Consider the following 18,711-nt stretch of genomic DNA (forward strand, 5'->3'; position numbering starts at 1 on the left):
CTTTAAAAGATGCTGTTCTTTAGTGGTCAATATGTTTAAAAGTAGTAATTAAATCATAGAGATGAGATAATTCTTCTTTAGTTACTTGCGGTTGTTTTTGTAAGGTATTAAATACTTTAAATAATGTAGTAGTATCTTCGATTGTATTATTACTACGTGTAGCGATTTTTGCTATGGTTTCTTCATCAATCGTTTCTGTACTAACTCGCAATACTGTACGAACATAGTCTAGAAATAATAAATATTGTTTTTTTACAATTTCTTTATGCTGTTGCCTTTCATAATACATAGCACTGATAGTGCGAGTAAAAGCTAATGTTTGATTTTTTAAAGGAGTAATGATAGGTATACTACGTTGTTTACGCTTTCCTTCAAAAAAAATGAATAGTAATGTGCCAATTAAAAGGATGTAATAAGCCCATTTTAAATAGCGATTATTCATAAATAAATACAAGGCAGAATAAAATGTTTTACCTGATTTATAATAATTGTCCCAATACACCGATTGAGAAACATCGATATAAGCTAATACATTTTGTGTATAAGTATTATGCTGATCTGTAAGCATAAAATAATTACCAAAAGCTTCAGGAAATGTATGTAATAAAATTTTTCCTTGCCCAAAGGATTGCTTGATATAGTTAGGATGAGTATTAGTATCTTGTAATTCTTTTTCGCGTAAAGCTACTTCACCCAAAATTACTGTTTGAGTAGTATCAATTACATTAAAATAAGGATTACTAATATCTCTATCATAAGCATAAAAGATATCTGAAGCCAAATAGGTATTTACAAGCCGTACTTTGGGTTGTGTGTTAATAGCATTATACGCCAATAAATGCTCAGTCTCTAGGTGTAAAGTATCTAATAAATTCTCGCTTATATTTTTTGCAGAAATAAATAAAGTATTTCCTTGATCGACCCAATCTAATAGCTTGTGTAATTCACTATCATGAAAACTTACCTGGTTATTAATGAATAGGTAAGTGCCATTTATATTATTTTGATCCTTCTTGTTTAAAAATTCAAAAGGAGGTTGGTTTACATCGTCTAAAATAGTTGTAGTATAAGTATCTTTTAATAATGTATAACTTACATAAGTACCTAGCGGAATTTTATCAGTTTTTGCATAACTAGGAAACCAATTGATTTTATCAGGCTCTGCAGCTTCTAGATACGTGAGCAAAGCTAATAAAGCAATTAGTGAGAAAATGAGTATTTTATGCGATTTTGAAAACAAGTCTATGAATGGATTAAATGATGAATAGCCTTAAATTCTTTTTCAGCTTTTAAATATATGGTTTGATCGATATCAAAACTACCATACCAAATAAAATCATACAGATTTGTGATGGTAGTGAATTGTGTTTTTAATTGTTGATTCGGAATTTCATCATAGTATTCATGATTAGTTTTTTGAGCTTCCCAATGAATCAATTCTTGATCTGTAAGTGATTTTAATACTTTTAAATAGTAATACCTAATCGCTAATCGGTAATTTGCTTGTTGAATAGCTTTGGAAATCAGTGTATCAATATCTTGATTTTGAATAATGTCTTCTTCTTCTGTAAGTATGACTTCTGGAATGCTATGTTTTTCCATAAGCATTTCTTTAGGACTAACCTTCATAAATAGCCACACGATAAGAGTCAAAACTCCAACAAGAATCAAATACGGCAAGAAACCTATTAAGGCACCTAAGAAACCGCCAATTTCGTCTACACCAAAAAGTGATTTTATAAAGTCACGCCATAATTGATTAACCCATTTTTTTAAACGTGTCCACCAATTTTCGGTTTGAGGAGTTTCTACATAATTAAAATCTTCATCAGTTTTAAAGTCTTCTAATTTTTGTAAGTCAAAATTAGGAGGGGTTAAATTAGTATCAAGATCATATTGAAGTTCTTGATTAACAATAGGAATACTATCTTGAGCATTACTATTCAAAAAGCCTATTATAAAACAACAAAAGAAAAGTAGTATCCTCAAACTATTATTCGTTTTTACCTAAAGAATCAATTTGCTCAAAAGCACCTGTGAAATTCTTTAATTCATTTAAATTAAAATAAATAAAAGCTGTCGATACTGCTGTAATAATGTATAAAATATATTGAATAGCAGAGGAGATAGTAGTCAATGTAACAAATACCCAATCAAATGCTACTGTAGGATCAGATAAAGAACCAGCAGAAGCAGAACTTACGGTTTTTACCATTGCATAAATAATTGCAGGAACAGAAAAAACACCACCAATGATACTAATCAATATAGCAATTACAAATAAGGTAGCAAATGTTGTCCACCATTCACCTTTTACCAATTTAAAACTGTATTCAATACATTCACCAATACTTTTATTTTCAAATACCATAATAGCAAAAACTAAACTAAGTGGTACATAAAGATAAAACCCTGGAATTACACAAAATAAGAATCCTAAGAAAACTAAAAAGCCAGAAGATAATGATAACCCTATAAGACTACCTGTTTTATCTCGAGTTTGTTGTATTACATAATCTAAATCAACTACACCTTGGTTCTCTGTATATGATTTGATATAAAATAAGGTTGTACCAAAAAGTTGAGCATAAAAGACAAGTAAAGCTAAAAGCATAATCACTAAAGAAATAAGCATAGTAATTATAGCTGCTTCACTAGCATCTTGCATACCTACAAATACATTTCCTCCAGTAATATTTAAAGAGGTATGGTTATAATATGCTGTAGTAGCTAGCATAATAATAAAGGCTACACCACTTGTTTTAACTAAAAGAGAAAAAATAGGTTTAAAATTTTGACGCAAAAAGGCAAAAGTGTCATTAAAGACATCACCCAAATCACGTTTTCGTTTAAAATTAATGTAGTTTGTATTCATGAATTGATTCGTTTATATAAGTATCTAGGATAAATAACATAGTAAAATACTATAAATCCTAAGGAAGTCAAAATTATAAAAATTGCTAACCAATCAGGCATTTCTGTATGTCGTGTAACAAAACCTTCTAAAAAACCGGCTATAACAAAAAGAGGAACTGTGCTTATTACAATTTTTAACCCAGCTTTTACGCCTTGTACAAAAGAAGTAAGACGGGTATAGGTACCTGGAAATAAAATAGATTTGCCTACAACTAATCCAGCACAACCAGCAATAATAATAACAGAAATTTCTATGGTACCATGTATCCAGATAGTACGTGCACTTTCCCATAAAAGTCCTTTTTCATAAAAGAAATATTGAAAAGAACCTAACATGATAAAATTTTGCATTAAAACGTAAACAGTACCAATACCTAATAATACTCCAAAAGAAAAGCAAGTTAATGCAACACGAATATTATTAATGGTAATACCTAAAAACATATTGACTTCTCCAGATTTTTTATAGACAGCCATAGGATCGTCATTCTCAATATTGTCTAAAGTCATATTTACATAAGCATCACCTAATATAGATCTTATAAAAGCGCCATCATTTGAAGCAGAATAGATGCCTATTAATGTAAAAACAAGGCAAATAAAAAAAGTAATAGCCAGTTGTTTTTGATACTGATAAAATTCTAATGGAAACTCTTTTACCCAAAAAGTATAAAACCTATTCTTTTTCTCTTTTTTGGTTTTATAAATCTTTTGATGTGCTGTAGCAGCAAGATGGTTAAGGTAGTTTAATGTTTCACTATTAGGGTAAAATGTTTGCGCATAACTAAGATGATCTGTGATTTCTATATACAAATCAGACAAAGCATCAGGGGCAATAATTGTATTATTTGCCAGAACACTTTCAAATTTTAACCATTTGTCTTTATTTTGCTTGATAAATGCCGCTTCACGCATGAGGTAAAGGATTAGAATCTCAAAGAAACACAATTCATGGATAATTTTCAAATAGAAACTGCCCAAAATGTAAATATACAACAAAATGTAGCTGGAATAGGAGAACGTATAGCTGCATATTTGATTGACGGAGTAATATGGATAGGATATATTATAGCGGCAATTTTTATTTTAGGAGCTATAGGTGGTATCGATGATGATCAATGGGGAGTTATGATGTTACTTTCATTACCATTGGTTTTGTATCATCTATTGTGGGAGACATTCTGGAATGGTAAAACACCAGGAAAACGAGTGATGAACATTAGAGTCGCTAGATTAGATGGAACTCAACCTAGATTTTCAAACTATTTAGTTCGTTGGTTATTAAGAGTAATTGATATTTCGTTAGCATCAGGAGGAATTGCTGTGGTATTGATTTTAATGAGAGGTAAAGGTCAGCGATTAGGAGATATGGCAGCTGGAACTACGGTAATAAGCGAACGTAAACGAGTTAGTTTTAATCAAACAACCTATGTTGAAATACCAGAAGATTACAAAGCACAATATCCGCAAGTAACTGTATTTGATGATGCCGAAATGCAAAAAATTAAAACAGTATATTCAGATGCTAGGAGAGGAGCTAATCATAATGTAATTGTAAAATTATCAGAAAAAGTAGCCTCTGTAATGGGAGTTACACCTCAAGAGAAACCATTACAATTTATTGCCAAAGTGATAAAAGATTATAATTACTTTACACAACAATAAAAAAGATAAGGCTGTAATTTTTTACAGCCTTATCTTTTTTTATCTATTAACGAATTACTTCTGCTTTAATAAAGATATTTTTAATAGGCCATTCACTCTCATCAGTAGGAACATTGGATATTTTATCAACAACGTTCATTCCTTTGATAACTTTTCCGAATATGGTGTGTTCACCATCTAGATGATGCGCTCCTTGTTTTGCTACTACAACAAAAAACTCATAGGGAGTAGATCTATTACTAGGATTGTCGACCCATTGTTTTGATAAGGCAACAGCACCACGTATATGCGATTGCCCTTTTACTTGTTCTTGTGGTAAAGTGTAATCACCAATTTCAAAACGTTTTTGACTCATTTGAGTACGATCACTATTCCCTCCTTGAATTACAAAACCTTTGGCAACGCGATAAAAGAAAGTTTCGTCAAAATATTTTTGTTTTACCAAGTAGATGAAATTAGCTCTGTGAATTGGAGTTTGTGTATTGAGTTGGATATCAAATTTTCCGAAACGTGTAGAAATTCTAACAATAGTTTCGGGATTTTTTTTACCATAATCGGCAAAAAAAGTTCTTAAATTTTCGTTTGTTAATTTAAACGGAGCTTCTTTTTTCTTCTTATTTACAATATTATTTGGTTTTAAAATTGTATCTTTTTGTTTCCTCTTTTCAGAAGAGGCCTCTTTTTGGATAGACTTCTTTTGAGAAGAAGTTTTTTGATCACAACTAGAGCTAATTAAAATACAACCAATTAAAATAATAAATCGTAGGAATGACATTTGAAGCATTTAAAAATTTGATTCCAAAAATACAGAAAATGTCCGTACCAGGAGTATTTTCACATGAGGTAATGGCTCCTGACATCCGTAAAAAAGAATTAAATAATATAAAAATTGATACGCTTAATCCTAGAGAAGCAGCTGTAATGATGCTGTGTTATCCAAAACAACATGAATTATATTTAGCCCTAATACTAAGACCAACATATAACGGAGTACACTCGGCTCAAGTAGCATTACCAGGAGGTAAAGTAGAACAAGAAGATGCTAATCATCAAGAGGCTGCTTTACGCGAAATGAATGAAGAAATAGGAGTACCTCAAGATATAGTAGAAGTTATCAAACCTTTGACAAGAGTTTATATACCACCTTCAAATTTTTGGGTTTATCCCTTTTTAGGATATACTGATCAGTTACCACAATTTGATCGTCAAATAGAAGAAGTAGATAAGATTATTGAGATTCCGTTGGCAGATTTGCTAGATGAAACGAATGTTATTTCAGAAATTTTAACAACTTCTTATGCAAATAAAATAGAAGTACCATCCTTTAAATTAGATGGTTATACGGTTTGGGGTGCAACAGCGATGATGCTTAGTGAACTAAAAATCTTGATGAAACAGGTCAAAGCGCTATGATTTTGTATATTTGTGTCTTGTGTTTTAACATAAACTAAATATGGGATTATTTAAAAGGAATCCTTTCGGTCATATTTTATTTTTAAAAAAATGGCTAATCCGTATCATGGGTTCTATGACACATAGACGTTATAGAGGTTTTAATGAGTTACAGATTGAAGGAAGTGAGATTATAAAGAATTTACCAGATACAAAAGTGCTTTTTGTCTCAAATCACCAAACGTATTTTGCAGATGTGGTGGCAATGTTTCATGTATTTAATGCTAGCTTGAGTGGTCGTGTAGATTCTATCAAGAATATAGGATATCTATGGCAACCTAAGCTTAACTTGTATTATGTTGCTGCCAAAGAAACTATGCAAGCAGGACTTTTGGCAAGAATACTAGCTTATGCTGGAGCAATAACTGTAGAACGTACATGGAGATCTGGAGGAAAGGATATCAAGCGACAAGTAAAAATGAGTGATATTACTAATATCTCTAGAGCACTAGATGATGGGTGGGTGATTACTTTTCCGCAAGGAACTACAAAACCTTTTAAACCTATTAGAAAAGGTACAGCACATATTATTAGACAATATAAGCCAATTGTAATTCCTATTGTGATTGATGGATTTAGAAGATCATTTGATAAAAAAGGAATACGAATTAAAAAAAGAGGGATTTTACAATCTATGGTAATAAAAAAACCTCTTGATATTGATTATGAAAATGATTCAATTGATGATATTGTAGAGAAATTAGAATACGCTATTGAGCAACATCCTTCATTCTTAAAAGTGATACCACAAGAAGAATTAGAAGCCGAAGAAGAATTAAATAAAAAGAGACAGTGGGAATATTAAATTAACCATTGTTTTTGAATGATAAAAAAAGAGCCTGCTAACTATTAGCAGGCTCTTTTTTGTAACAATAAAAGGATGTAGAAATATTAATACAACTTTTAATCGTGAGTGTTTAAAAGATGAATATGATTAAGTCCTATTTGGTCTTAGAAGAGGGAGTTAATAGTAATGTTTTGTGGCATTCGTATATAGAAAAGACTTATTAATAAAAACAATATAAAGATTTGTAAAATAGCTGTTTGCAGGTGTGTGTAAATGAAGTGTAGAGGAAAAGTAGAGATGTGTTTCTTGGTCAGATGAGTTTTAATTAACACATTTGAATACATAAAAACAACAAGAGCTTAACTAGTAAATATAGTGAACAGATTTAACTATTTATATTCCCCATTTTGATTATCGGATAGTAGACCATGTCATTTTGCCCCAAGTTTAAGTCTTGTATAGCTTGCTAATAAATCTAATGACAAGACTTAAATTTTTTCTACTCATAATGTTCTTTATAGCGGGGAACATAAGAGTAAAGTTGGCTATTTTAATTAAATAGTTATGTTGAATAATTCCCATGAAATACTGTGTTTCATGGGAGTTTTTTATAAGATTGTAAAAAATAAGAAAGAACATTTTTCAATAGCAATTATTTAATTAGTTAGAATTAAATTTTTGAGAAAATGTGTTAGGGGAGTTGTCTTAGGATAACTTAATTAAGTGCAAAAGGAACTCATTTTATGAGTTCCTTTTTTCTTAAAAAGAAAAAAAACAGTTAAAAATATGATTTGAAAATCTCGATTCACTGTATTTTAAAAATAAATGTAAAGTGTTGTTTATTAGTGTTTTTAAGTGTGGTTGGTTATTGTTTGTAGAGGATAAGTAGAGTACCTTTTTTTGATATTATAAGAATAAAATAGCATTTTTGAATAACGAAAAATAATAAGATGATAAGTTATTATTCATGTGAATGATTAAATATATTAAAGACAAACAGTTTACTCATAATTGAGAAGGATAAAGTAGATTTATTTATACAATTACAAAAGTAAATGTTTACAATTGAGGAATGTAAAGAGCTCTTTTCAGAGCTCTTTATTTTTTGAAAATAGTTATGATTAAACACAAAAAACACCAACATTGACAGTGGTGTTTTTTTGTGTTAAGATAAATCTATAGGAGTACTCTCTTTAGTTCATAATTGGGACGTTATGAACTAATGTCCTCACACTCCGATTCACCTGTAGGTTAAAGTTAGTGGCTTGTGTTATATAATCACATTGTAAATGTACGACTGATTACTAAGTTGTTGATATTTAAGTTGTTGAAAAATGATTAAAGTTTCGATGAAAAGCGTAAAAATATCGATAAACGGTATTTTAAGCTTATTTTAAATAGTTGTAAATCAGTGTTAAAAGTGTTTTTTTGTTGTATGTGAATAGCATTTCTTAAAAATTAAAACCTAAGCCTAGACCTAGATTTAGACTATTATCCATATTAAATTCAACAATGCTATCATTACTAGAGTTTTGTAATTCAAAATTTCTATCTAATGTGTAACCGCCATTAACAAGTAATACGAAGTTTTTAATGCGGTAACGGTATTCTAAACCACTAATAATATCGCGGTAGCCTACACGTTCAGCTTCTCGGCCATTAATGATATAGTTTTCACTGATATTGGCATTGTATCCATTAAGTTCAAGATAAGCTGTGATGCTGGATTTAGTATTAAGATTATGTACTAATGAAATTCTAGGTACACCTAAATTAAATTCCCATTTTTCGTTTATTTTTTTCCAGTAGTTGATTACAGGAATAGGAGCTGGAAAACCTAGAGTATTAGTATAGGCTAATCCAAAAGTAAGACGACTATTAGCTGTTTTACTATAATTCCATAATACAACTGCATTAAGGTATAAATCATCTTCTTTAATACCATCTGTGAAATTAGAGTTTAATTGAGGGTTAAAACGAGCTATAAAGCTCCATTTTGGATTTTTTAATCTTTTAATATAGTTTACAGCTAATCCTACGTTGTGTAAATTCTCAATATCTTCAAAAAAAGTAAAGGCTTCTTTAAAATTTACATGGGCATAGCTGTAATTGGCGTGAATTTGAATTAATCCGCTAGCTCCTTTTTTTATAGGAATCCTAGCTAAGCGTTTGTTGACAGCAAAAGTTTGAAAAGAAGCATCACTATCATTATCTCCGATATAGCGACCTCTAAATTCTAAACTGTACTGATCCATTTGAGCCATGGCGGTTAGACTCAATAATAATAAACAAATTAAGGTTAAATTTTTTTTCATATTGATATTGTTTCTATACTAAAATAATGCACAAGAGTAACGCTAAATAAAATAGATTGTTATTTAAATGATGTTATGTAAAGAATATATTTTAAGATAAGAAAAAGATATCAGTTATAAATAATGGAATAAGACTTAAAGTGGATCATGTTTAAAAGTTGTATGCGAATTACATATAAATAACGAATGTTGAATAAAGAATAACAATGTAGTAATCTTAGATAGTCTAAAAAATAGCTTTCTATAGGCTGTAGTTATATTTATTATATAGTTTATGTTGGAATCCCTTTAAATTTTAGATTCCATCCAATTTATCTTTCATCGTTAATCATTCTTCACTTATAAATAATATAACAATTACCCATGAATCTTTAATATTTTAAACTTATATAAAAGAAAAACCATCCTGATTTACAGGATGGTTTGTTCAAAAAGTTCAAAGTTTATAAGTTAAATATAGTTTATTTTAGTATAAGTATTCTAAAGCAACTACATCATATTCACTGAATTCTCCATCAACTTGAGAATTGAAACAAGAGATCATGATTGAATCTGTGTCTAAACCAGGAGCTCCCCATTGGTTAACAGATGGAGTTCCTGGGATATGGATAGCACCATCAATTCCAGCAGTTTCATTACCTCCATCTTCACAAACTCTTCTTGCATAATCTGTATGTCTTAAACCTAGAGCATGTCCCATTTCATGAGTCATAACATGTTCATTTACATTATTACTGAAGTTATCCATACCACCATAAATAGCAATATACTTTCCTGGACGACCATTACTAGGGAATTCTGCAACTCCACCAGCTCTTGTCCCTCCAGCATTATATACAACCATATCTGCATCTTCTGATGCTTCAAAAGTTAATCTAAATGTAAGAGAAGTGCTTATTCTATTATAATTGTTTACAGCCCATTGTAAACCTGTTCTCATTCTTTGAGTTAAGGCATTACGTCCTCCTGTAAAACCAACAACGTCAATTGTACGTCCTTGACTTACTAGGTTATGAGTATGATATTGCTTAGTATCTCCATCAGATGCTAAAGCTTGTTCTGCAAGTTTATCTAATGCTAAAATAATATCACCTGATTGAATTGCATCAAATGAAGCTCCGTCTAAATGTTGCATAGTAACATACTTTGCTCCATTAGGATTAACTCCAGCTGCTTGTACGGCCAATTGATGTTTTTTTGATAATTCTACTGTTGCATTAGTGACTTCTTGATTGTTTACGTCGTCTTGTTGACAAGACACTACAAATCCTGCTACTAAAGCGCTAAGCGCAAGTGCTTTGATTTTTTTCATTTTGTTAAATTGAGTTTGTATAGTTATTTTTTACAAAGTAGGGGTTAAATCATACTTTGCTTTCGAAATTTGTTAAAGCTTTGAACTTTTTGAAAATCGAAAGGCGAATTTATGCTTTTTTTTAAATTGAACAAGTATAAATATGTTTTTTATGGATGTTTTATGATAAAAAAATGAGAGGATGATAAAATATTATCAGAAACACTATGAATTTGTTAATTGAGACAACAATTTTGTACAGGAGTTAATTGTGAATGTAGATTAACGACTTTATATTTTACTCCAAGACTAATTGATTTTAAATTGACCTATAAAAGAATGTCGAATAATGAATATCCAATATTGAATATTGAAACTTTAGATAGTTTATGTTGAGAATCCTTTTATATTTTAGATTTAGCGTTTTACATTTTAGATACTATTGGATCAGTCTCAAAAGTTGTGGGTGAATTAAAATATAATAATGAATGTCGAATACAGAGTTAAGATTAATGATAGTTGATTTTAGATTAATTCGATCGCGGAGTCGAAGTAACGAATTTCACTCAAAACTAACCAATTTATTATTCGGAAGTTAAACTTAAGACAAACTCGCTTGCGCTCAAACAGTCCAAAGTTTTTAACGCTTCTCTCATTGCAAATTTTATGCTATACTTTCGATAGGCCGATTGATAACTAATGAGTATCGAATGTAGATTAACGATTTTTGATCTAGATTTATAGTTATCACAAGGATTGTCTGGTCACTAACACAGTCGAAGTGACAGTACTCAAAAACTACCTAACTAACCAACTCCACATCAAAAAAACTTTTGAATTTTAGATTCAATCCCACTCATCTCTCATCACTTATGCAAAAACACAACAATTGTTCTTGATCCCTTATGTTCTTGACTCCTTAATTTTTTAATGAAAGTTTAAATTTAAGGTATAAAAAAAGCTTACTAATATATTAGTAAGCTTTTTAATTTGTGAATTATAAGCGGAGAAAGAGGGATTCGAACCCCCGGAGGTGTGACCCTCAATGGTTTTCAAGACCACCGCATTCGACCACTCTGCCATTTCTCCAATGCGTTTCTCTATTTAAAGAGATGATACTTTTTAATTCACTATGTCAAATTTCAGAACTTATATTCTGAATTATTTCGCGGAGAAAGAGGGATTCGAACCCCCGGAGGTGTGACCCTCAATGGTTTTCAAGACCACCGCATTCGACCACTCTGCCATTTCTCCAATGCGTTTCTCTATTTAAAGAGATGATACTTTTTAATTCACTATGTCAAATTTCAGAACTTATATTCTGAATTATTTCGCGGAGAAAGAGGGATTCGAACCCCCGGAGGTGTGACCCTCAATGGTTTTCAAGACCACCGCATTCGACCACTCTGCCATTTCTCCAATGCGTTTCTCTATTTAAAGAGATGATACTTTTTAATTCACTATGTCAAATTTCAGAACTTATATTCTGAATTATTTCGCGGAGAAAGAGGGATTCGAACCCCCGGAGGTGTGACCCTCAATGGTTTTCAAGACCACCGCATTCGACCACTCTGCCATTTCTCCTTTTGCGATGCAATCGTTTCGTGATTGCGGATGCAAATATAGTAACTTTTTACAATCTAAAAACATTTTTGGCAAAAAAAATGAAATAATTTTAAAGGTTTGTGAAATGATTTTTCATGTTCTTTGAAATCAGTATCTTGCGCTGAAAGCTTAAAAATAAGAAAATGAAAAAAGTAGCATTGGCTCTTTGTATTGGAGGTATTATGGCCTCTTGTGGAAGTGTTCAAAAGAAGAATGAAGCTCCCAAAAGCTCTAGTAAAAGTCAAGATGTATCTACATATGCGTCTACTATCACAGCAAAAGAATTAAAAGATTATCTATACGTTTTTGCTGGAGATGATTTTGAAGGTAGGGATACAGGTGAGGCAGGACAGAAAAAAGCTGCAGCATTCTTAAAAGAACAGTATAAAAGAATGAATATAGTATCTCCTTTAGGTGGAGATGATTATTATCAAGAGATTCCAGAAAGTTATTTTAGAGGAGGAATTAAAGCTTCAGAAAATGTTTTGGCTTTTATTGAAGGAACAGAAAAACCAGAAGAAATTATAGTTGTTTCTGCACATTATGACCATGTAGGAGTTGATAAAGATGGAAATGTGTATAATGGGGCAGATGATGATGGATCAGGGACAGTAAGTGTTTTAGAAATAGCTCAAGCTTTCGCGAAAGCAAAAAAAGATGGAAAAGGACCTAAACGTTCCATTTTATTTTTACACGTTACGGGTGAAGAAAAAGGATTATATGGATCTAAGTTTTATACAGAAAATCCTGTATTTGATTTAGACAATACAGTGGCAAATCTAAATATTGATATGGTAGGTCGTGTAGACAAAAACCATGAAGGAGAAGATAAACGTAATTATGTGTATTTAATAGGGAGTGATCGATTGAGTACAGATTTACATAAAATTAGTGAAGCTGCTAATGAGCGATATGTAAAAATGGATCTAGATTACAGGTATAATGACCGTAATGATCCTAATCGTTTTTATTTTAGAAGTGATCATTATAATTTTGCTAAGCATAACATCCCTATTATTTTCTATTTTAATGGAGTTCATGATGATTATCATCAAATTACAGATACTCCAGATAAAATTGAGTATGATTTATTAGAGAAAAGAGCTCGATTGGTATTCTATACTGCTTGGGAAGTAGCTAATAGAGCAGAACGAATAGTAGTTGATGGAACAAACGAATAGTGCTATTTAATAAGCTAAAAGAAAGTCCCTAAATTAATTATTTAGGGACTTTGTTATTAGGATAAAGAAACTGATTAATACCAGCGCTTCTTTTTCTTTTTAGAAGCTTCAGATTTTCTTCCTTTTTTGTATTTGCTCCCTTTCTTTTTATGCACTTCTGGTTTTGCGTTAGGTGCTAAGGGATAAGGATGTTCTTCTTCTACAGTTATATTTTGTAAAATAGCTCGTTCTATGGTTTTGATATAGTTTTTTTCATCGGCAGAACAAAAAGAGTATGCCATTCCAGTTTTTCCTGCGCGCCCAGTACGTCCAATACGGTGAATATAAGTTTCTGCTATATGAGGAATATCAAAATTGATAACTGCGTCTATGGCTTCTATATCAATTCCTCTAGCAGCTACATCTGTAGCAATGAGAATAGTTGCTTCTCCTTTTTTAAAATCATTTAAAGCAGTTTGTCTTGCGCTTTGTGATTTGTCACCATGGATTCCACACACTTTAAAACCATTTTTTATTAATGAACTTTCGAGTTTATCCACACCATATTTGGTACGCCTAAAAATGATAATCTTTGCCTCTTGATTAATTGTTTTACGAAGTAAATGTAAACAAAGCTCTATTTTATTAGGTTTAGGGGTGTAATATAAAACTTGATAAACTCCAGTAGCTGTTGTATTATTAGCAGCTACATTTATTTTTTTAGGAGTGTTAAGAATCGTTTTTGCTAGCTCGGTAACCTTATAAGGCATCGTAGCAGAGAAGAGTAAGGTTTGTTTTTCTCGAGTACATAAACGTTCGATTTTTTTGACATCATCAATAAATCCCATGTCAAGCATTAAATCTGCTTCGTCTAAGACTAAGGTTTCTATATAACTTAGATTAACAAGATCTTGCTTGTGTAAATCTAATAATCGACCTGGAGTAGCAATTAGAATATCAACTCCTTTTTTTAATAATTGCTTTTGAGGATCGGTAGAAGCTCCACCAAAAACCACTCCTGTAGCAAGATGTGTATGAGTACTATAAGCAGCAAAACTTTCTTCAATTTGAATAGCTAATTCCCTAGTAGGGCAAACGATTAAAGCTCTAATCTTTTTACTTTTTTTGATGGTGTCAGGATTTGTAAAAAGACGCTGTAACATAGGTAATGCATATGCAGCTGTTTTACCAGTACCTGTTTGTGCCGAAGCTATAAGATCATGTCCTTCAAAAATAAGCGGAATTGCACGTTCTTGTATTAATGTAGGGTTTTGATAGTTTTTTTCTGCTAAGGCTCTTAAAATAGGTTTGTGTAGTTGTAAATCTTTAAATTGCATATAATAATAGTTACATAATCATGACAAAGATACATTAAAAAAGCCCGTTTAAATCAAGTTTAAACGGGCAGTATATAATCTTTTAAAAGGTACTATTGAACAGAATCAGTAGTTTTCTCTTTTAATTTTGCAGTTTCTTCTTTGCGATCTTTTATAAAATCAATTAATTGTTTACCATAATTAGATTGTTGCACTTTAGGTGTTAAACCATTGGCAATAGTATCTAGATATTTAACATTTGCATCAAAAATATCTGTCATAGTAACATAAGGAGCAACTTCTAAATCGTTATTAGTCAATGCAAAATTTACTGTATATAAATATTTACGTTTGATTAAACTTTGATAAGCTAAATCATTTTTTATTAAAACAGCGGTATCATTTTGTTTTCTAGCCTCGAAAGAAGATTTTAAGATTCCTAAATGTTGTTCGTTAAAACGGCGTCTAATTTTTTTAAATTCTTGAAATTTTTCTTGATTTTTTGAACCTACTACTTGAGCATCTTTTTCAAAGTCTTGAAGTGTAGTTGAGATAACAGTTTCACCTGGTTCTACAAAGAAATCAAAGCGATCATTATACTGTGCTCCATCTTTTTTATCAAGGTGTAAAAAGAACACTTCTGGAGCATCAATTTGAGTAGCTAATACAAATTCTGAGGTTCCATCAAGAACTATAGAGTCTACATTTATAATAGTAGTATCCTGAATTTTTTGTAAAAATAAGGTTCCTTTTTTAAGACCTTTAATGTTTCCTTTTATGATAGCGTTCCCTTCTTTTTGAGGTTCTTGTGAACAGCTGACAATTAATGTTAAAAGTAGAAAAAATGAGACAATTTGTTTCATTGAGTAATATAGGTTGTTTTTGAGTTTACGTTAAGAATACTCTAATTGTTAAAATAATACTAATGCAGGCAAATATCATATAAAATATGATTAAAAACTAGTGTTGTGATGCAATTTCCATTAACCAAGTACACAGTAAGGCTCCATAAGTTCCTACTACATATCCCATAACAGCTAATAATACACCTACAGTAGCTAATGATGGATGAAAAGCAGCAGCGACTACTGGAGCAGAAGCAGCACCTCCTACATTAGCTTGACTACCTACAGCCAAGAAGAAATATGGTGCTTTGATAAGTTTTGCAACTCCAATTAATAATACTGCATGTATAGTCATCCATACCAATCCTATTGCAATAAGTCCAGGGTTTTCAAAAATTAAACCTAAATCCATTTTCATACCAATAGAAGCAACAAGAATATAGATAAAAACACTACCTATTTTACTGGCACCAGCTCCTTCATATTGTTTAGCTTTTGTAAAAGAAAGAATGATACCTATAATAGTAGTAATCGTTACCATCCAGAAGAATTTTGAAGTAAATGAAGATAATGCAGAAGATTTGTCATTAAAAACTTCAAAATTTGTAGCTAAAAAATTAGAGACACCACCAGCACCCCAATGTGCAATTCCTACCGTAACAAAAGCAATAGCAATCATTACCATAAGATCTGTTGTAGTAGGGTTGCGTACAACGCTTGCTGTATAGTTTGATACTCGATCTTTTAAATCTTCAATAGCTGTAGTATCAGCTTTTAACCAGCGATCTATTTTATTGCTTTTTTCAATTCCGATTAATAAAATAGCCATCCATAGATTTGCTACTACGATATCAACTAAAACCATTCCACCATATTTATCAGGATTATAGTTGAAAATTTCTAACATAGCAGCTTGATTCGCACCTCCACCAATCCAGCTTCCGGCCAAGGTAGATAATCCTCTCCATATAGCATCAGGACCAACACCTCCTACTGTTTCTGGAGAAAAAGATGAAATCAATAAAATAGCTAAAGGTCCACCAATAATGATTCCTATAGTACCTGTAATAAACATAATTAAGGCTTTGGGGCCTAAGTTGAAAATAGCTTTAAGATCTATACTTAACGTCATTAATACTAAAGCTGCAGGTAATAAATAACGACTAGCTACATGATAAAGCTTTGATGTTTCTGCATCTATAATTCCTAATGAATTAAAGATAGCAGGAAGTAAGTAGCAGAGTAATATAGCGGGTACAAAACGATAAAATGTTTTCCAAAAGCCTGTTTTGATAGAAGAGGTATAAAATACAAATCCTATACAAAGCATGATTACTCCAAAAACGATAGCGTCATTGGTAAAAAAAGGTGTAGTATCTTCCATAAATGATATCAAATAAAAAAATCGTATTGCAAAATACGATTTTTTAGGTAAGATGAAATTTTATAATGTATTAACCTTAATAAGCTTTAATCATTAATCCATGTTTTTAATACTCGAGCTTGTAATGGACTAATGGTAGGTATAGGTTGAATCATTTTCTTTTTTAATGTAGGAATACTAACAGTACCATTTAGGCTTACAATTTCGTCATCACGTCTTACTTTAAAAGTAATAGGATCTCCCTCTTTCCATTGATTAGGATCTTTTAATAAATCGTAAACATTTTGTAAAGTATATTTTTTATCGTTAATACTTACTAAAATATCTCCGCCTTTAATACCTAAATCATTTAGAAAGCTATTGTATGTTATACCTGGAATAAAAAAGATTTGATTGTTTTCTTCACTTCCAGTTATATAAGGTTGTTGATCATGAATAAAATAAGAAGTAGGAACAGTAACATCTTTAAAAACCAAACCAGCTTTAAAAAGATACTTTTCATAATTGATAGGTGTTTTTCCTATAACATGTGTTGTTAAAAACTCACCAACTTCTGGATAAGTAATATCGGTTACTTCTTTTATTAAATCTTGATCATTAAAAGCTTTATCATAACCATATTTTTGAGAAAGTTGTTTCATAAGGTCAAGAATACCTCTTTCTCCGTTACTTTTTTCTCTAATAATTAGATCAATACACATAGAGATTAAAGCACCTTTTTCATATACGTTTGCATAATTTGATTTATAAGGTTCTTTAAGAATGTTTTTACTCATTTCTGTAAAAGACATTTCATCTGTGTAACGTTTTGAAGAATTAATTTTACCTAATAAGCGATCAAAGAAAGTATTCTTATCTACGATACCTTGTCTGATTTGAAATAATTGGGCAAAATATTCGGTAGTACCTTCATACATCCATAAATGTTTTGACATTTTAGGAGCATTGAAATCAAAATTGTGTATTTCTTTTGAGTGTATTGTAAGAGGTGTTAAAATATGAAAGAACTCATGAGAAACCACATCGATCATAGCTTCATTTAAACGATCTAGCGGAATAGATTCTGGTAAAACAACTACAGTAGAGGTATTGTGTTCTAATGCACCAAAACCAGTTGCATCTGTAGATGCTAAACTAGAAAGGTATAGAAGAATACTATATTTTTTAGTAGAATTTATATCTCCTAGAAAGTTCTTTTGAGCTCTCATCATACGTTCCATTTCTGGTTTGAGTTTTTCCGCAGTATGAATATTGTTTGGAGAATATACACGTAATAAAATTTCGATATCATTAACTTTAAAACTTACTTCGTCTGGTACAGAATACATGATAGGCGAATCTACTACATCTGCATATCTGTTGATATTGAAAACATCAACGTCATAAGGATCTTGAGCAGTAGCTTGAGATAGAGGAGCTTTGATTAAAGAAGTAGCAGCAGTAAGTTGTTTAGGATGTTTAATAAGTAATTTGTATTTGCGCTCTTTTAATCCTGTAAAGTAGCCTACAAAAGCATGTAGATTAAGTATAAAGTTTTTGTCTTTGTCAATATTAGAACCTGATGGAGAAAAAACTTCATGTGTATTTTCTATATCAAAGGTATCATTAACCAAATAAGATACTTTATCTAGTTTTTGAGCAGATTGAATTAACCATCTATTAGCATCAATTTTTGAGGTAGATAAACGGTTTCCTTCTTTATCAAATGCTTGAAAGTTATCTATATAAGCTCCATAATTATCATTTGAGTAAGTACCAGGAATGATTTTAGGAAGCTGATAACTAATAGTATCTGTAGCAATATTAGAAATATTAATATCAACTTTTACTTGATCATTTACAACACTAACCAAATCTATGGTTGAAGTAATAAGTTGATTTGTTCTTGTTTGGGTTTGCTTTGAAGCACCACAACTGTTTAAGAATATGGCTATCGCCATTAAGGTTACATAACGTAATAATTTCGACATCGATC

General features: G+C 31.0%; 15 protein-coding genes and 4 tRNA genes. 4 read left to right on the forward strand and 15 right to left on the reverse strand.

Features of this window, described 5'->3' with window-relative positions; translation table 11 throughout:
• Nucleotides 1-19 precede the first annotated feature (19 nt).
• Genes ACYEKI_RS13915 through ACYEKI_RS13930 form a run of 4 tightly spaced genes read right to left on the reverse strand, consistent with a single transcriptional unit; the run spans nt 20 to nt 3,831 of the window.
• The gene (locus ACYEKI_RS13915; protein WP_459211808.1) at nt 20-1,186 is read right to left on the reverse strand and encodes a DUF4350 domain-containing protein; all 1,167 of its coding nucleotides are present in this window, start codon (nt 1,184-1,186) and stop codon (nt 20-22) included.
• Nucleotides 1,187-1,242: 56 nt separating this feature from the next.
• A complete protein-coding gene (locus ACYEKI_RS13920) occupies nt 1,243-1,947 on the reverse strand; it encodes a DUF4129 domain-containing protein (protein WP_459211809.1) in 705 nt (234 codons plus the stop codon).
• A gap of 46 nt (nt 1,948-1,993) precedes the next feature.
• Nucleotides 1,994-2,875 (reverse strand): hypothetical protein, encoded by an 882-nt coding sequence (locus ACYEKI_RS13925; protein WP_459211810.1) that lies wholly within the window; start codon nt 2,873-2,875, stop codon nt 1,994-1,996.
• A complete protein-coding gene (locus tag ACYEKI_RS13930) occupies nt 2,872-3,831 on the reverse strand; it encodes a stage II sporulation protein M (protein WP_459211811.1) in 960 nt (319 codons plus the stop codon). The genes ACYEKI_RS13925 and ACYEKI_RS13930 overlap by 4 nt, the downstream gene beginning before the upstream one ends.
• Nucleotides 3,832-3,867: 36 nt before the next feature.
• Between ACYEKI_RS13930 and ACYEKI_RS13935 the strand changes: the two genes are divergently transcribed.
• Nucleotides 3,868-4,581 (forward strand): RDD family protein, encoded by a 714-nt coding sequence (locus ACYEKI_RS13935; protein WP_459211812.1) that lies wholly within the window; start codon nt 3,868-3,870, stop codon nt 4,579-4,581.
• Nucleotides 4,582-4,627: 46 nt separating this feature from the next.
• Here ACYEKI_RS13935 and ACYEKI_RS13940 read toward each other — a convergent pair whose 3' ends face one another.
• Nucleotides 4,628-5,356 carry a peptidylprolyl isomerase gene (locus ACYEKI_RS13940; protein ID WP_459211813.1) on the reverse strand — a complete coding sequence of 243 codons (729 nt, stop codon included), beginning with the start codon at nt 5,354-5,356 and terminating at the stop codon, nt 4,628-4,630.
• Here ACYEKI_RS13940 and ACYEKI_RS13945 point away from each other — a divergent pair.
• Nucleotides 5,350-5,994: an NUDIX hydrolase gene (locus ACYEKI_RS13945; protein ID WP_459211814.1), complete on the forward strand. Its 645-nt coding sequence runs from the start codon at nt 5,350-5,352 to the stop codon at nt 5,992-5,994. The two genes, ACYEKI_RS13940 and ACYEKI_RS13945, sit on opposite strands and share 7 nt — an antisense overlap.
• 40 nt (nt 5,995-6,034) lie before the next feature.
• Nucleotides 6,035-6,838, forward strand: coding sequence for a lysophospholipid acyltransferase family protein (locus tag ACYEKI_RS13950; RefSeq protein WP_459211815.1), 804 nt, complete (start codon nt 6,035-6,037; stop codon nt 6,836-6,838).
• A 1,433-nt stretch (nt 6,839-8,271) separates the two neighbouring features.
• Here the strand turns inward: ACYEKI_RS13950 and ACYEKI_RS13955 are convergent.
• From ACYEKI_RS13955 to ACYEKI_RS13980, 6 genes are all read right to left on the reverse strand, one after another.
• Nucleotides 8,272-9,135 (reverse strand): DUF6268 family outer membrane beta-barrel protein, encoded by an 864-nt coding sequence (locus ACYEKI_RS13955; RefSeq protein WP_459211816.1) that lies wholly within the window; start codon nt 9,133-9,135, stop codon nt 8,272-8,274.
• Between the two features lie 466 nt (nt 9,136-9,601).
• Nucleotides 9,602-10,447 carry a M57 family metalloprotease gene (locus ACYEKI_RS13960; protein ID WP_459211817.1) on the reverse strand — a complete coding sequence of 282 codons (846 nt, stop codon included), beginning with the start codon at nt 10,445-10,447 and terminating at the stop codon, nt 9,602-9,604.
• 983 nt (nt 10,448-11,430) lie between these two features.
• Nucleotides 11,431-11,515, reverse strand: a tRNA-Ser gene (locus ACYEKI_RS13965).
• 80 nt (nt 11,516-11,595) lie between these two features.
• Nucleotides 11,596-11,680 (reverse strand) — tRNA-Ser (locus ACYEKI_RS13970).
• Between the two features lie 80 nt (nt 11,681-11,760).
• Nucleotides 11,761-11,845, reverse strand: a tRNA-Ser gene (locus tag ACYEKI_RS13975).
• Between the two features lie 80 nt (nt 11,846-11,925).
• Nucleotides 11,926-12,010, reverse strand: a tRNA-Ser gene (locus ACYEKI_RS13980).
• Between the two features lie 164 nt (nt 12,011-12,174).
• On the opposite strand from ACYEKI_RS13980, the gene ACYEKI_RS13985 reads away from it, so the two are divergent.
• Nucleotides 12,175-13,212, forward strand: a complete 1,038-nt coding sequence (locus ACYEKI_RS13985) for a M28 family metallopeptidase (RefSeq protein WP_459211818.1) — start codon at nt 12,175-12,177, stop codon at nt 13,210-13,212.
• A 74-nt stretch (nt 13,213-13,286) separates the two neighbouring features.
• Here the strand turns inward: ACYEKI_RS13985 and ACYEKI_RS13990 are convergent, their stop codons facing one another.
• The 4 genes from ACYEKI_RS13990 to ACYEKI_RS14005 all read right to left on the reverse strand — a co-directional run bounded on the left by ACYEKI_RS13990 (nt 13,287) and on the right by ACYEKI_RS14005 (nt 18,706).
• Complete coding sequence (locus ACYEKI_RS13990) at nt 13,287-14,528, reverse strand: DEAD/DEAH box helicase (RefSeq protein ID WP_459211819.1); 1,242 nt, start codon at nt 14,526-14,528, stop codon at nt 13,287-13,289.
• Nucleotides 14,529-14,620: 92 nt separating this feature from the next.
• A complete protein-coding gene (locus ACYEKI_RS13995; RefSeq protein ID WP_459211820.1) occupies nt 14,621-15,370 on the reverse strand; it encodes a DUF4369 domain-containing protein in 750 nt (249 codons plus the stop codon).
• Between the two features lie 97 nt (nt 15,371-15,467).
• Nucleotides 15,468-16,736 (reverse strand): DUF819 family protein, encoded by a 1,269-nt coding sequence (locus ACYEKI_RS14000; RefSeq protein ID WP_459211821.1) that lies wholly within the window; start codon nt 16,734-16,736, stop codon nt 15,468-15,470.
• A gap of 86 nt (nt 16,737-16,822) precedes the next feature.
• Nucleotides 16,823-18,706, reverse strand: coding sequence for a M61 family metallopeptidase (locus ACYEKI_RS14005; protein WP_459211822.1), 1,884 nt, complete (start codon nt 18,704-18,706; stop codon nt 16,823-16,825).
• Between the last annotated feature and the right edge of the window lie 5 nt (nt 18,707-18,711).

Source organism: Aquimarina rhabdastrellae (assembly GCA_947387485.1).
GTDB lineage: Bacteria > Bacteroidota > Bacteroidia > Flavobacteriales > Flavobacteriaceae > Aquimarina.

Excerpts from the sequence above, each read along its gene's own strand:
- ACYEKI_RS13925 (WP_459211810.1), bottom strand. The coding sequence starts at position 2,875 with ATGAATACAAACTACATTAATTTTAAACGAAAACGTGATTTGGGTGAT.
- ACYEKI_RS13930 (WP_459211811.1), bottom strand. The coding sequence starts at position 3,831 with ATGCGTGAAGCGGCATTTATCAAGCAAAATAAAGACAAATGGTTAAAA.
- ACYEKI_RS13935 (WP_459211812.1), top strand. The coding sequence starts at position 3,868 with ATGGATAATTTTCAAATAGAAACTGCCCAAAATGTAAATATACAACAA.
- ACYEKI_RS13945 (WP_459211814.1), top strand. The coding sequence starts at position 5,350 with ATGACATTTGAAGCATTTAAAAATTTGATTCCAAAAATACAGAAAATG.
- ACYEKI_RS13940 (WP_459211813.1), bottom strand. The coding sequence starts at position 5,356 with ATGTCATTCCTACGATTTATTATTTTAATTGGTTGTATTTTAATTAGC.
- ACYEKI_RS13950 (WP_459211815.1), top strand. The coding sequence starts at position 6,035 with ATGGGATTATTTAAAAGGAATCCTTTCGGTCATATTTTATTTTTAAAA.
- ACYEKI_RS13955 (WP_459211816.1), bottom strand. The coding sequence starts at position 9,135 with ATGAAAAAAAATTTAACCTTAATTTGTTTATTATTATTGAGTCTAACC.
- ACYEKI_RS13960 (WP_459211817.1), bottom strand. The coding sequence starts at position 10,447 with ATGAAAAAAATCAAAGCACTTGCGCTTAGCGCTTTAGTAGCAGGATTT.
- ACYEKI_RS13985 (WP_459211818.1), top strand. The coding sequence starts at position 12,175 with ATGAAAAAAGTAGCATTGGCTCTTTGTATTGGAGGTATTATGGCCTCT.
- ACYEKI_RS13990 (WP_459211819.1), bottom strand. The coding sequence starts at position 14,528 with ATGCAATTTAAAGATTTACAACTACACAAACCTATTTTAAGAGCCTTA.
- ACYEKI_RS13995 (WP_459211820.1), bottom strand. The coding sequence starts at position 15,370 with ATGAAACAAATTGTCTCATTTTTTCTACTTTTAACATTAATTGTCAGC.
- ACYEKI_RS14000 (WP_459211821.1), bottom strand. The coding sequence starts at position 16,736 with ATGGAAGATACTACACCTTTTTTTACCAATGACGCTATCGTTTTTGGA.
- ACYEKI_RS14005 (WP_459211822.1), bottom strand. The coding sequence starts at position 18,706 with ATGTCGAAATTATTACGTTATGTAACCTTAATGGCGATAGCCATATTC.